This is a genomic window from Cupriavidus sp. 01L45, assembly GCF_056399885.1.
This window is the reverse complement of the sequence record NZ_JBFTSG010000005.1, coordinates 12,168-24,860: the sequence shown is the minus strand read 5'-3', so window position 1 is coordinate 24,860 and position 12,693 is coordinate 12,168. Positions and strand designations below refer to the sequence as shown.

At 60.1% G+C, this 12,693-nt stretch carries 14 protein-coding genes and 1 pseudogene; 13 read left to right on the top strand and 2 right to left on the bottom strand.

Features of this window, described 5'->3' with window-relative positions:
- Positions 1–80: 80 nt before the first annotated feature.
- Together AC1DT6_RS04755 and AC1DT6_RS04750 are read left to right on the top strand one after the other, a co-directional pair.
- Positions 81–500, top strand: coding sequence for an organic hydroperoxide resistance protein (locus AC1DT6_RS04755; protein ID WP_477101719.1), 420 nt, complete (start codon positions 81–83; stop codon positions 498–500).
- A gap of 603 nt (positions 501–1,103) precedes the next feature.
- Positions 1,104–1,571 (top strand): RidA family protein, encoded by a 468-nt coding sequence (locus AC1DT6_RS04750; protein ID WP_477114527.1) that lies wholly within the window; start codon positions 1,104–1,106, stop codon positions 1,569–1,571.
- Position 1,572: 1 nt separating this feature from the next.
- On the opposite strand, the gene AC1DT6_RS04745 is transcribed toward AC1DT6_RS04750, so the two are convergent.
- The gene (locus AC1DT6_RS04745; protein WP_441627927.1) at positions 1,573–2,484 is read right to left on the bottom strand and encodes a LysR family transcriptional regulator; all 912 of its coding nucleotides are present in this window, start codon (positions 2,482–2,484) and stop codon (positions 1,573–1,575) included.
- Positions 2,485–2,608: 124 nt separating this feature from the next.
- Here AC1DT6_RS04745 and AC1DT6_RS04740 point away from each other — a divergent pair, with 124 nt between their 5' ends.
- From AC1DT6_RS04740 to AC1DT6_RS04715, 6 genes are all read left to right on the top strand, one after another.
- A complete protein-coding gene (locus tag AC1DT6_RS04740; RefSeq protein ID WP_441627925.1) occupies positions 2,609–3,265 on the top strand; it encodes a DsbA family protein in 657 nt (218 codons plus the stop codon).
- Positions 3,266–3,511: 246 nt separating this feature from the next.
- Positions 3,512–3,736: a hypothetical protein gene (locus AC1DT6_RS04735; RefSeq protein WP_441627923.1), complete on the top strand. Its 225-nt coding sequence runs from the start codon at positions 3,512–3,514 to the stop codon at positions 3,734–3,736.
- 48 nt (positions 3,737–3,784) lie between these two features.
- Complete coding sequence (locus tag AC1DT6_RS04730; protein ID WP_441627921.1) at positions 3,785–4,024, top strand: hypothetical protein; 240 nt, start codon at positions 3,785–3,787, stop codon at positions 4,022–4,024.
- Positions 4,025–4,331: 307 nt separating this feature from the next.
- Positions 4,332–4,655, top strand: a complete 324-nt coding sequence (locus AC1DT6_RS04725) for a hypothetical protein (protein ID WP_441627920.1) — start codon at positions 4,332–4,334, stop codon at positions 4,653–4,655.
- 185 nt (positions 4,656–4,840) lie between these two features.
- Positions 4,841–6,163 (top strand): NAD(P)/FAD-dependent oxidoreductase, encoded by a 1,323-nt coding sequence (locus AC1DT6_RS04720; protein ID WP_441627918.1) that lies wholly within the window; start codon positions 4,841–4,843, stop codon positions 6,161–6,163.
- A gap of 579 nt (positions 6,164–6,742) precedes the next feature.
- The gene (locus AC1DT6_RS04715; RefSeq protein ID WP_441627916.1) at positions 6,743–7,600 is read left to right on the top strand and encodes a transcriptional regulator; all 858 of its coding nucleotides are present in this window, start codon (positions 6,743–6,745) and stop codon (positions 7,598–7,600) included.
- Between the two features lie 3 nt (positions 7,601–7,603).
- Here AC1DT6_RS04715 and AC1DT6_RS04710 read toward each other — a convergent pair.
- Positions 7,604–7,980 (bottom strand): annotated as a pseudogene (locus AC1DT6_RS04710) (transposase); the annotation flags it as partial.
- A 193-nt stretch (positions 7,981–8,173) separates the two neighbouring features.
- Here AC1DT6_RS04710 and AC1DT6_RS04705 point away from each other — a divergent pair.
- The 5 genes from AC1DT6_RS04705 to AC1DT6_RS04685 all read left to right on the top strand — a co-directional run bounded on the left by AC1DT6_RS04705 (position 8,174) and on the right by AC1DT6_RS04685 (position 11,934).
- Positions 8,174–9,166, top strand: coding sequence for a Bug family tripartite tricarboxylate transporter substrate binding protein (locus AC1DT6_RS04705; protein WP_441627914.1), 993 nt, complete (start codon positions 8,174–8,176; stop codon positions 9,164–9,166).
- A gap of 3 nt (positions 9,167–9,169) precedes the next feature.
- Positions 9,170–9,391, top strand: a complete 222-nt coding sequence (locus tag AC1DT6_RS04700; protein ID WP_441627912.1) for an alpha/beta hydrolase — start codon at positions 9,170–9,172, stop codon at positions 9,389–9,391.
- Entirely contained in the window at positions 9,378–10,079 is a 702-nt protein-coding gene (locus AC1DT6_RS04695) for a DsbA family protein (RefSeq protein ID WP_441627910.1), read from the top strand. The genes AC1DT6_RS04700 and AC1DT6_RS04695 overlap by 14 nt, the downstream gene beginning before the upstream one ends.
- Positions 10,072–10,455 carry a Rieske (2Fe-2S) protein gene (locus AC1DT6_RS04690; protein ID WP_441627908.1) on the top strand — a complete coding sequence of 128 codons (384 nt, stop codon included), beginning with the start codon at positions 10,072–10,074 and terminating at the stop codon, positions 10,453–10,455. Before AC1DT6_RS04695 ends, AC1DT6_RS04690 begins: the two co-directional genes overlap by 8 nt.
- A gap of 498 nt (positions 10,456–10,953) precedes the next feature.
- Positions 10,954–11,934 (top strand): quinone oxidoreductase family protein, encoded by a 981-nt coding sequence (locus tag AC1DT6_RS04685; protein ID WP_276289740.1) that lies wholly within the window; start codon positions 10,954–10,956, stop codon positions 11,932–11,934.
- The last annotated feature ends 759 nt before the right edge of the window (positions 11,935–12,693 follow it).

Genomic DNA, 12,693 nt, shown 5'->3' with positions numbered 1-12,693 from the left:
TCCCGTCACTCCGATGACCGCCCGGATTGATCGCATACGATTGATAAACAGCCTTTTAAATTTCCAGTAAGAAATCCATCATGACCCAACTCGAAAATGTACTCTACACCGGCAAAACCCACACCTCCTCCGGTGGGCGGAACGGCACGTCCCGCAGCTCTGATGGCCGCCTGGACATTCAGCTCTCGTCTCCCGGCACCGCCGGCAGCGGCACCAATCCGGAGCAGCTGTTTGCCGCTGGCTGGTCGGCCTGTTTTATCGGTGCGATCGGGATCGCGGCTGGCAAAATGAAGGTCACTCTCCCGGCCGACCTGGCCATCGACGCGGAAGTGGACCTGGGCACAGCCGGCGGCGCCTACTTCCTTCAAGCGCGTCTCAATGTCAGCCTCCCGGGTCTGGAGCACGAAGTCGCCCAGGCGCTGGTGGACGCCGCGCACCAGACGTGCCCGTACTCCAAAGCCACAAGCGGCAACATCAACGTCGTGATCAACCTGGTCTGAGCCAGCGTTTTCATAAATCCGGCCTGCCCGTGCTTATCGGGCAGGCAACCTTTCCACATCCTCTTGAACTCGCACCAGAACGCTCGACTTCCAGATGATTCGAAATCGAGCGGGCTTGTTGGAACCCGGTTCCAGGCAAAACCCTATGCGTTACGCGCGGACGAAATTCTTGTCCATGGAATAGACCGGCCTGCGTGACCCTGGCGGCGCTGGAAGGGATAACGCAACCGATCGGAGACTGGCGCGCGGGCGCCGTGTGGGGCCTCAGCCATGCAAGACCCGTGAGGCGTCAAGTTACTGTGGCCGGCGAAGTCCTGGACGCGAGGGTGAAGGCCACTCGGATTTATTCCGTCGTGTAGCAAGTGATGTTCCACGTCGGCGGCTTATCGGGGCGGCACCGGAGCCTATAGTTTAGCCAAAGCGGAATGCCGATCGTCTACATCATATGTCCGGCATGGAGGATCGGATTCCGCATCCGCGGCAAGGCGGTTCCCGTTGTTGAACAATGAAAGCGGTGGCATCTACGGCCGCCATGCCGAGCCAATCAATTAATCAATCATTCTTGAGATGTCTTTGTTCAGCCGTAACCATTGAGGAGCCGAAATGTCCGTGGAATCCAAACTCGCAGATCTTGGCCTTGCGCTGCCGCAGCCGCCGCAGCCCCTGGGCAGCTACACCGCGACCAGTGAAGCAGGCGACCTTCTTTTTATATCGGGGCAACTCCCGCTTCGGGAGGGCCGCGTCATTTTTCAAGGGCGCGTTGGCGAAGTCCTGACCGTGGAGCAAGGCAAGCAGGCGGYTGAACTGGCCGCTTTGAACGTTCTGGCGCAAATCAGGCACTACCTTGGCGGATTTGAGCGGCTGGATCATATCGTGCGCGTCGAAGGCCATGTGAGCAGTGCCGAGGGCTATTTCGATCAACCCGCGGTGATCAACGGCGCCTCGGATTTGTTTGCCGCCGTGCTGGGTGAAAAGGCCGGCCATGCACGTTCGGCGTTCTCGCATAACCAGCTGCCTGCCAACGCCGCTGTCGTGCTGGTAGTCATCGCGAAGATAAGGCCGGCGCAGTAGCTCAGTGCGCGAACTTCTCCACCAGGAAATCGACGAAGGTTCGCACGCGCAGCGACAAATGGCGCGCGTGCGGGTAGAGCAGGATGAACGGCCGGGTGGCCCCGCCATACTCCGGCAACACCTCCACCAGATTCCCCTCGCGCAGGTCAGACTCCACCACGAATCGATAGGTCTGAAACAATCCCGCTCCTGCGCGCGCCAGCGTAGCGCCGCCGAGCACGTCCTCGGAGCATCCGTAGCTTCCCGTTGTCGCGATGTCGATGTGTTTCCCTTCATGACTGAAGGTCCAGGCCAACCGCCGTCCACTGCTGGGAATATCGAACTGAATGCACTCGTGCGTGTGCAACTCGTCAAGCGTAGTCGGTTTGCCCGCGCGCTTGAGATAGCCCGGCGTAGCGACGACCACGAGTTCCGCGTCCTCCAGTTTCCTGGCGATGAGCGTGGAGTCCTCGGGCGCCTTGCCACGGACCGACAGATCGTAGACGTCGTCTGCGAATTCGACGTTGCGATTGCTGATATGGGTTTCGACGGAAACATCGGGGAAGCGCCGATGGAATTCCGGCAGCACCGGTAGCACCCGGTAGTGCGCATATGGGGTTGGCAGGCTGATGCGCAGCAGACCTGCCGGACTCCCGTGTTGACCGCTCACTTGCCGCTCGGCATCGACCAGTTGCGCCAGCGCGTTGCGAGATTGCTCGAAATAGATCCGGCCTTCATCCGTCAACCTTATCTGGCGTGTCGTCCTGACAAAGAGGCGTACACCCAGACGCGATTCCAGGCGGGAAACGGAGCGGCTTACTGCTGCCGGCGTCACGCTGGTGGCAATCGCTGCTGCCGTAAAACTGCTGAGTTCTGCGGCGAGACAGAAGAGCTCGATGCTGCCGAGCTGAAGGTCATCGAATTTGCGTTTCATCGTTTTGCGGGCATGTAACGACTGTTATGTCGCGAGGGGCGTTTATCGGTGCCGGCCCATCCAATAGATTGGAGTCCCCGGGCTGGACACGCATTGCAATCAGCCCTTCATTCAGGAGAACTCGATGCAGTTGATCTACGTTGGCGACCCGATGTGTTCGTGGTGTTACGGATTTGGAAATATTTTGACGGAACTCACGGAAACAAGGCCGGACCTGCCCCTGAAAATTGTAGTGGGCGGCATACGCGCAGGGGCAACGGACATTCTGGACGACGCCGGCAAACGCTTCCGCCTTCAACACTGGACGCGCGTGGAGCAGGCTAGCGGTCTTCAATTCAACCGCAAGGGGTTCCTGGCTCGCGAAGGCTTTGTATACGATACGGAACCCATCTGCCGAGCGGTGGTAACCGCGCGCGCATTTGCTCCAGGACAGAATCCGCTTCCGCTATTTCGTACTCTGCAGCGAGCATTCTACATTGATGCCCGAGATACCACGGCAACGGATGTCCTGGTCGAAGTGGCAGCCGGCGCCCTGGCAGACAGCGGCCTCGATGTATCGAAGCAGGCATTTCGCGATCTCTTCGAATCCGATAATGTGAAGCAAGCGACGCAGGCGGATTTTTCCCTCGCCCGTAGCTGGGGTATATCAAGTTTCCCGAGTTTGCTCGTCGAAGATCGAGGACAGTTGCAACTTCTGGCGACGGGGTTCACATCCCTGGATATTTTGAACAATCGATTGAACAAGGTATTGGGCGAGCGCGCATTTGCGCGGCATGAATGAAACGTTGTCTCCACGGCCGGGGGCCATGTGTTGGCAATCCAATTTCGCTGCATGGATCGTAGCGGTCCCGGCAATATCGCCCCCTGAGATGCCGGATTCTCGCGGGGCGAGCTGACGCGCAGCCTGCCCGACAGCGGGGGCAGGTCCATCAGGTGCCGGAGTGGTAGTGGATGGTCTGCGTGGTCAGGTGCTACATGCTACGATTTCCTCCATAAATCTCTCCGACATCCATCAAGGGAGGCAGACATGGCGATAGTCGAAAACGGCAACCAGGAAACCGAGTTTTGGGAGGGCGTGCGCGTAGCCGCGGACTCCCGCTACCGGGCCGAACAGGCCGCGAAGATGCGGCGCACTATCGGCTGGGCCTTGGGGTTCTCAATCGCAGGCCTGTGCTTGGCGCTGGTAGCTCACCGGCGACACCGGGACACCGTGCATCTGTTTGGCTTGGGCGATGAGAAGGAAAATGGCTAGTGATTTTCTGCCCACTCCATGATCCATGAGTAACGATGGGAGATTGCCGTGTCGAGCCATGTCTTTGTCGAAGAAGGGGATTACCACTGCCACTGCACGGTCTGGGAGTCACATGGCGGGATTTGGCAGGCATCAGTATTGTTCGAGCGAAAGATCGATCACACCAACGAGTTCATCCCTGGCTTGCGGCACAAGATGAAAAACCGGTTCGGCAGCAAGGATGAAGCGATCCGCGAAGCAATTGCCTACGCAAAGGCTTGCGTCGAGAACACGCAGACGGGGCTGTAGTCTCACGCCATTTTCCCGGCCGCTGCGCCTGCTTCATGGTCGATCATGGGCCGTGCAATGATGGCACTTGCCGTGCGACTAACCGGTATCGGCCAGGTCATATGGGGTATGACACCACTATCCAGGGGTGACCAGCGTGTACTTGGGGCGTGGAAGCCCAGGCACGAGGCAGCCCGAAGCGCTTTTGGCCGTGCGTATCTTCTCCGCTATTGCGTCCCGGACACAGGTGGGGGCGGAGATGCAGGGCCCGGCGCCATTCAGCGCCGGGCCAGGCGAACTACGGACAGGCGCGGCTGAAGGAGTCATCATGCAAGAGCTTGCCTTTCGCACCATGCTGTACCGCTACTTCTTCTTCGGCTGGCTGTTCCGCGACGTCAGCCGGGGCAATCTCGTCGAACGTACCGTCGCCTGGCGTTTCAACCAGGCGCACGCGCACTGGCTGCTGACCTATATGCGGCGCTGGCTCTGGTGCGGGCTGTCCTTCTGCGCCCTGGGTGGCGTGGTCGAACTGATGCTGCGCGCGCCTGGCCTGTCGGCGCTCTTCTACGTGCCCGGTGTGCTCAGCGTGCCGGTCAACGTCGTCATCGTTGTGCTCTGGATCGGCCTGAAGGCACTTCCCGGGCCGCTGTGAGCGGTGGCGCCGGCGCCGGCCAGAGTGCTGAATTTTCGGGCCAAGAAGGCCCGACATCCCCGGGCGCTTCGGGAATGTGCCGGGCGGCCGTGGCCGGCCAGTCTTGATTCCCGCTGCCAGTCGCCATGTCAGGCCCACTATGTGTATAGAATAGCGGCTGCCCTTCCCGGGCAGCCAATTTATCAATGCAATCCATACGCAAACGACCAGCCATCGACGGTGATCTCGGCTGGTATGAATCATCACCTTCCCGTCATTCCGGTCTCGGAGCGCGCCTCAAGGGGGAGCAGCATTTCGATGTTGCCATCGTAGGGGCCGGTTTCACCGGCATCTCGCTGGCACGCCGGCTGGCGGAGATCCGTCCGCAGGCAAGGATCGCCCTTATCGACGCACTTGAGATCGGCCAGGGCACCTCGGGCCGCAACGCTGGCTTCCTGATCGATGTGCCGCACAACGTGGATGGTGGACAGCCGGACGCCGAATACGAGCGCCAGCTGTTCGCGCTGAACAATTTTGCCATCAGCCAGTTGCGCGGCCTGAAAGAACGATACCGCATCGATTGCGGCTGGCACGACGCGGGGAAATACATGTCGGCGCACGAGGAAGGCAATCTAGCCAGGCTCGCGTGTTTTGCCGACGCCCTGAAGGCCGCTGGCTTCGAATATGAAGTCGTGGAAGGACAGGCCCTCTCGCGGCGGCTCGGCACAAGCTATTACAAGGCGGCGGTCTATACACCCGGCAACGTGCTGGTAAACCCGGCGGCCCTGGTTCGCGGTCTGGCCGCTGCGCTACCGGAATCAGTCACGCTGTTCGCGGCGAGCCCGGTAGTGGCCTGCGACTACGGGCCAGTCCATACCCTGAAGTTCCTGGACGGCACCTTGCGCGCTGACGTGCTGGCGCTAACCGTCGGCAGTTTCAGCGAGGCATTCGGCCGCGCCGGGAACCGGCTGGCTTCACTCTTCACCTATGCGAGCCTGACCGAACCGCTATCCGGCAGCGAAGTCTCGACCCATTTCAGCGGGGTACGGCCCTGGGGTACCACATCGGCGCACCCGGCCGGAACCACCGTCCGCTACACGCCTGACGGGCGCATCTTTGTGCGCAACACGTTTCACCTTCAGCCTGCGCTGCGCAGCAGCGACACCTGCCTGCAGGCCGCATGGGCAAACCACCGCACGTCATTCGAGGCGCGTTTTCCCTTCATTGCCGGTAAGCGCTTCGAATACACATGGGGCGGGCTCATCAGCATGACGCTCAACCATCACTCCGTGTTCCGCAAGGATGGGGACAACTTCTTCAGCACCGTGGGGTGCAATGGTGTCGGCCTCGTCAAGGGCACGTATCTCGGCCACTTCATGGCCGAGTACATGAACGGCATGCGGAGCAGGGAGCTTGACTTCATCATGGCAAACAGCCGTCCAGGCTGGATGCCGCCTGAACCTTTCAAGCGCATCGGTGCATCGCTTCGACTCAGGCGTGAAGTGGCGGGTGCAGGAGGGGATGTCTAGGGGTGCCTGCGGAGCCGGGCCTCCGTGGGGGCGACGGAATATCGCTTGCAGCCCCGTGGAGGGCTTCCCGCCTGCCGCATGGGAACGCGGATGTGAAAAAAAACCGGAACTGTGCGGGGGTGCCCATTCCGGTTTCGCGCAGCGTGCGCGTAAGTGGTGCAGCGACGCTGCGAAGGGTGAATTTAAACACATCTACATCTGAAATAGATGTCGCTTAATTCTCATGTTGTTGTCAGCCAACGCTGAATAGTGATTTGAGGTCCGTCACGTGAGGCTTTCATCATATCCGGTGGGAACCTCGGAGACACACATGTCCGGAGGCCGGTTGGATGCGCCGGACGATGCCGGGAGAGCCAGACGACGGCAGGCCGTTTTTTCTTTGCACACTTGCGTGCGGCACCAGCGGATTTTGCGTGCCGTTAGAGGCGGGGAAGATATGGCGCCACGCAGCTGGCGCCTGCGTTTTCGAGTGTTGCGCCCCGTCAACATCGGACAGGTCTCGGGCTTGCAAAGCTGTTGGAAGTGGTTAAGCTCCCCTCATATCGTTATAGTTTTTATAACCAATAAGAGGCGTGAAGCATGAACGCACTAGCTGCGCTTGCCGTTGGATGGAGCGGGGTTGCGCCGAGCGACGGCATTCGGAATGCGGTTCAAGGAAACCCATCAAGTATTGTTGGTTTCTCCAGTGAGGAGGTAGATGCTTACCTTGCTTCCTATGTCGGCATGTACGGAAATCCCGCCGCACCCGTCTGGCTCTGCGACATTACGCCAAATACCGATGGCAAGTCGCTGACAGCACCGCTCAATCCTTTGCACGAGCCAGTTGTATGGGACAAATACTTTCGACAGCGGAATCAGGAAAATATGATGCGCTGGCAAAGCCATCAGAAAGCGGCAAAGCTCATTTCCTCAGCACGCTCGGCGGCATTTGGCGCAGAAGCATGCGACTGGAAGCATTACTTCATGCGCCACCTTTACGGTCCCTCCGGCGGGGAATTCAGGATCAGTCTGTTTCCTTTGCCCACGGGCGCAAACGGAAACAGATGCTGGGCCAGGGTGTACCGGAACCAACCGGCGCTTAATCCCCAGAGTCGATACCTCAGTCTATGCCGGACGGGTGGCCGTTTCCGCTTCATTGCGAAATTGAGGCAACGCATGCAGCCCAAGGTAATTGTCTGCATAGGCGCATGCCATGCGGACGACTTTCTGCGCGCATTCGAGTTCTCCAATGCGAGAGGTACGGACGCGATACTGCAGCCAGCGGATTTACCCGTGAGATTGCAGGTGTTCACCCAGGACAATACGACGTTGGTCATCTCGCCGGCGTTTGGAGGCGTGGCAGGCCTCAACTCCGACGTATTGTTAAGTGCGATGGGGCGCTTCACCGCGCAATGGCTGGCCGCCACCGATTTCCCTTCGCCATTGGAGAAAGTTTAATGGTTAAAACGACTCGGCAGCTGCACCAGGAGCCCGTTTGAAAACTGAAGGATGGGCGACTCTGCGCAGTAGCAGCCCGCCCATTGCGATATAGACCATGGTCTCGGACGCATCAGGACGCCGCTCGTAGTCCCTCCATCCGAAGGTACGCTCCATCACCCAACGCCGGGGTAGCACCGCGAAACCAACCTGATCCTCGTGGCGGCGCACCACCTGCACGACGAAATCGAGCGTCGCGGCTCTATCCATCAAAGTGCGACGATCGTACGCACCATCTGCAAACAGATCCCCAGTCCCGGCCGGCACTTCGTTAGCGTCTCCAGAACCGCCAACGCCCCTGTGCTGTCGGCGATGCCCGCAGGCGTCAAGTTCACCATCAAGCACCACGAGGAGCCGGTGGCAGCGCGTCGCGTGCATCGCACAAATACAATAATGTCGACATTAAATTCTAACGCTGCTATGATCGTGCTCAAGATAGCCTGGGCCGGTAGAAATCGCTTGTTGCGCAGTTGGTTGGTGAGGCAACAACCACCTGGCAAGCTGGGTGATAGTCCAGAAAACATGGGGGAGACGATGTCATTACTGAAAAAGCTGCTCGCAGCGGCGCTGTGCGCCGAGGCAATCATTGCCTTGTGCGCGGCAGGTCCGCTCCAGGCACAGGAAGCCTGGCCCGCGCGCCCGATTCAAATGATCGTGCCGTCGTCTCCCGGATCGGGAACCGACGCGCTGGCGCGGGTCATGGCGCGCCGCCTTTCCGAATCGCTGAAGCAATCTGTGGTCGTGGAGAACCGGCCGGGTGGCAGTGGGGTGATCGGGACGAACGCCGTCCTCAAGGCGGCGCCGGATGGCTACACGATTCTCTACACAACGGCATCCAACATGGTGGTTGCGCCGGCTGTCATCAAGCCCATTTCCCAGGAGGCAAGAAAGAGCCTCGTGCCGATCGCGCAGACTGCGGTGGGTGGGGTGTTGCTGCTGGTGAGCCCGGATCTGCCGGTGCACGACTTGCCTGGACTCATTGCGCTCGTGAAGGCGAATCCGGATAAGTACAGCTATGGCAGCTGGGGCACCGGCTCGTCCGCGCACTTGACGATGGAGTGGCTAAAGAAGCAGACCGGCATGAAGACCGAACACGTCGCATATCGGACCTCCAGTCAACTGCTCACCGAACTATCCTCGGGGGTGCTGAAGATCGGCTGGACCGATCCCAGCGTGGCAGTTCCGTTCCTGCAATCCGGGAAGGTGCGCGGCATTGCGATTGTGGGCAACGTGCGGTCTCCCCAGCTCGCCGACGTCAAAACGATGGGTGAACAGGGTTACAAGTTCAGCACGGTGGGATGGTTCGGCATGTTCGCGCCGGCCGGAACTAGTCCGGCGATCGCGAAGCGGCTGGCCGATGAGGTCAACAAGGTGCAGGCGTTGCCGGAGATCGCGGCCCTGATGAAGAAACTGAACTTCGAGCCGCCTCCTGTAAAGTCCTCCGCGCAGTTGGGCGAGATCGTCCGGAATGATCTGCAAGTCTGGACGAAGATCGCCAACGACGCAGGAATCAGGCTCGAGGAATAAGATGTGCCGTGCGCGGCATTGCGGGCTGCCCCGGACAAAGCCGCCATTCCCGGCCCGATAGCAGCCAGCCGTCCGGATCCCTTGGCCAGCTTCGAGCGGGTCGTTCATTTGGCGGGTGACCGGCGTTCTCGCCTTGTCGATCTTGGTAATGGCGGTCACATCGACCCTGCATCTGGATACGGCCCCTGGCCGGGCGCTAAGGAATTATTGCGTGAATTGCTCTGAACTTTCGGGTGCGGTTCCTGCCGCCACATCGCCGCAAACCCTGCGCGTTGATTTTCACCTTGACCTGATTTGCCCCTGGTGCTGGATTGGATTGCGTAATCTGCGCTCAGCATGGGCAAGCATTCGACAGCAGCATCCTGGGTTGGTGCTGGAGACGATATGGCATGCCAATGCCTTGCTGCCGCAGATTCCTGCGCAAGGCATTCCGTACCAAGAATTCTATGAAGCAAGGCTTGGTGGCCAGCGGGCTGTGGCGATGCGCCGCGCACAGATTCGCGCTGTGGCCGCATCGGTTGATCTATCGTTGAACTTCGAAGCCATTGCGACCTTCCCGAATTCGGCGCTGGCATGTGCCCTGGTCAATGCGGCCCAGTCCAGGCTTGTGCCGGAGTCCATGTACCAGTTGGTAGAGTCCATCTACCGTGCATTCTTCTCCCAGGGGCAAGACATCGGTTCGACCGAGACACTGCAGGCCCTGGCTCAATCGTCAGGGTTCAGTTGGGATGCCAGGGCGTGCTCTCCGCTCCGGTCTTCAATGGGGGCCGGCCATGCAGGAGGGGTTCCTTATCTCGTCTTCAATGGCCAGTGGCCGGTCACTGGCGCAGTTCCAGCAAGCGAGTTGATTCAGATCATGCAGAAAGCCGTGGCGGCCAGGCGTCTGAACTGCGAGTGCAAATCCGATGCCTGATTCTGAATGGATTCTGGTCGGGCCTCCGGAGTCGCTGGCTCCAGGCGCGCGCAAACTGGTCTTGCTGCAAGACGGTCAATCGGCAATCGTGTTCAACCTTGCCGGCCAGTTCTTTGCCATGGAAAACAGTTGCCCGCATGCGGGAGCCTCCATGGCAGGAGGTTCGTGTGTTGAGCACGTTATCAGCTGCCCTGCACACGGCTTGCGATTTGACATTCGCAACGGCCAGTGCACCGCATCTCCGGGCTTGCGTATCCGCACCTATGAAGTCGTCGTGGAGGACAAGCAACTTTGGCTACGCCCRTCAGAATGCTTGAAGGCTGGTCGGGTGCTATTGCCGCGCAGACGTCCGGCCGAGGTGGTTGCAGCCTGCTGATGACTCGCCATCCGGATCGAAGCTGCGGTAGTCGGCGATCCAGTGCTGCCGCGTCAGCGGACCATTGTCATAAAAGGACAAGTTCGAGGCGCGCAAGGTAAAGCGGGAAGTGGCGCCAGGCCAGATGATTCACTCATCGCGAAGGACACTCTGACTTCAACCGGGTAAGCGAGATGCAAATGCACTTCTGGACAACTCTCTTCTGCCTGAAAACCAGCAGCCTCTGGTCATTCAAGCCGCGCCCTACGGACCGCAATGGTTACATCACAAGGCCGATACGCAGCGACGCTTGAACGCCCGGAGCCCAGCAGCAATCCAAGCCGTTCCCGCTTGAGCATCACTGCTAGCCGGGAGAGGCCATAGGTGGCTTTCCCAAGCCGCCCATGGCAAATTTTCTGCAGCCTGACCAACTGTGCCACCAAATTCATTTGTCCTTTGGCGAGTGCAAGCGGCAAGCCGCAGGCGAACTGTCATATTTGATACAGAACAGGAGACAACATGGCAAAAGTCGTTAAATTCTACGAAACGGGTGGGCCCGAGGTCCTTCGTTTCGAGGACGTTGAGGTTGGTGAACCGGGACCGGGAGAGGTCCGCGTCCGCCACGTGGCCGTGGGCCTGAATTTTGCCGATACCTACTTCCGCGGTGGCATTTACCAGGTTCCGCTGCCCAGCGGCGTCGGCAACGAGGCAGCCGGCGTGGTCGAGGCAGTTGGTGCCGGCGTGACCCAGTTGGCGGTCGGCGACCGTGTGACCTACACAGGTTTTATCAACACGCTGGGCGCCTACAGCACTGAGCGGCTGATTTCTGCCGCACTGCTGATCAAACTGCCGGAGGCCATCAGTTGCGAAGCCGCGGCGGCCATGACCATGCGGGGCTTGTCCGCTGCTTACCTGGTGCGTCGGATCTATCCTTTCGTGGCGGGCGAGGCCGTGCTGCTGCATGCCGCAGCGGGCGGTGTTGGCCTGATCGTTTCGCAATGGGCCAAATTGCTCGGGCTGACGGTGATTGGCACGGTTTCGACCGATGCCAAGGCCGAAGTGGCGCGCGCCCACGGCTGCGATCACACGATCAACTACAGCCATGAGGATGTGGCCAAGCGCGTGCGGGAACTGACGGACGGAGTGGGTGTGTCCGTGGTCTTCGACAGCGTGGGCAAGGCCACCTTCATGTCCTCGCTGGACTCCCTCAAGCGCCGCGGGCTGATGGTCTGCGTCGGTACCGCCTCCGGCACGATCCCGCCGTTCGATCCGCAGATTCTGGCCCGCAAGGGCTCGCTGTACCTGACCCGCCCGGGCCTGGCCGATTACATCGCCGATCCGGCCGAGAAGGCGGCACTGGTCGATGAGCTGTTCGGCCACGTGGCGGCAGGCCGCATCCGCATCGAGATCAATCAGCGCTATGCCTTGGAGGACGCCGTGCAGGCGCATCGGGACCTGGAAGCTCGAAAGACCACGGGTTCGTCCATTTTCGAGATTTGAGTGTTCCCGCTTCCTGGGAAACGCGAGCCGTCAGGCTGCATTGGTCGGCGAAGCGTAACCCAGTGATTTGGCAGTCGGGTCAGGTTGTTCAGGACCCGCTGTCGGCAGCGTTCTTCGTTGTACGCGGCCTCGGGATCCACATGTCCCACGCCATGGCCCTGTGTGTCGCAGAAGAGCGCCGCGATCTCATTAACGGTGGCGGTAGCGGTGATAGCGATCGCCTTGGCGTCGCCGATCCGCGCCGACCGCCGTCGGTAAAAGTCGCTCGGCGTGGTATCCGGCTCGCCGAATGCGACGGCAACAAGATGCCGCGCGGCAGAGGCCTTGCTGGGCGAGCGGCGCGTCTTTGACGGCAGTATCTTGCCGACAGAGATCATGTTGCCCGGAACCAGGCATAGCCACGATGTGAATGCCGCCTCCCCCCTGAATGCACGTACGGCTTCCGATCATCTGCCTGCGATCTGCACCCTTCAATTCCGAATGACTCTGCGCGGCGTGAGTGCGCCGGTTTGGGCACGCGTGCTCAACCCCGATCACATGACGCCGGGAAAGTGCCGATCAAATCGGTGCGCGAGTCGTCGCGACATCGGCTGAGCGCGTTGTCATGAGCATGTGTAAAAGTCAGGTACGGGAATGAAGCGTCAAATCAGTTTTGCGGAAGCGTAAGGGCAGGTTAACGCGCCGGCAGCACTTCCTGGCGGCGATGAAAAGCGTTGTGCCGTGGCAGCGGCCGATAGCGGCGCTCTAGCCAAACTACCC

Bases quoted from the DNA above. Each gene is read 5' to 3' on its own strand.
- AC1DT6_RS04740 (WP_441627925.1), top strand. From the start codon at position 2,609: ATGCAGTTGATCTACGTTGGCGACCCGATGTGTTCGTGGTGTTACGGA.
- AC1DT6_RS04705 (WP_441627914.1), top strand. From the start codon at position 8,174: ATGTCATTACTGAAAAAGCTGCTCGCAGCGGCGCTGTGCGCCGAGGCA.
- AC1DT6_RS04735 (WP_441627923.1), top strand. From the start codon at position 3,512: ATGGCGATAGTCGAAAACGGCAACCAGGAAACCGAGTTTTGGGAGGGC.
- AC1DT6_RS04725 (WP_441627920.1), top strand. From the start codon at position 4,332: ATGCAAGAGCTTGCCTTTCGCACCATGCTGTACCGCTACTTCTTCTTC.
- AC1DT6_RS04715 (WP_441627916.1), top strand. From the start codon at position 6,743: ATGAACGCACTAGCTGCGCTTGCCGTTGGATGGAGCGGGGTTGCGCCG.
- AC1DT6_RS04720 (WP_441627918.1), top strand. From the start codon at position 4,841: ATGCAATCCATACGCAAACGACCAGCCATCGACGGTGATCTCGGCTGG.
- AC1DT6_RS04755 (WP_477101719.1), top strand. From the start codon at position 81: ATGACCCAACTCGAAAATGTACTCTACACCGGCAAAACCCACACCTCC.
- AC1DT6_RS04685 (WP_276289740.1), top strand. From the start codon at position 10,954: ATGGCAAAAGTCGTTAAATTCTACGAAACGGGTGGGCCCGAGGTCCTT.
- AC1DT6_RS04745 (WP_441627927.1), bottom strand. From the start codon at position 2,484: ATGAAACGCAAATTCGATGACCTTCAGCTCGGCAGCATCGAGCTCTTC.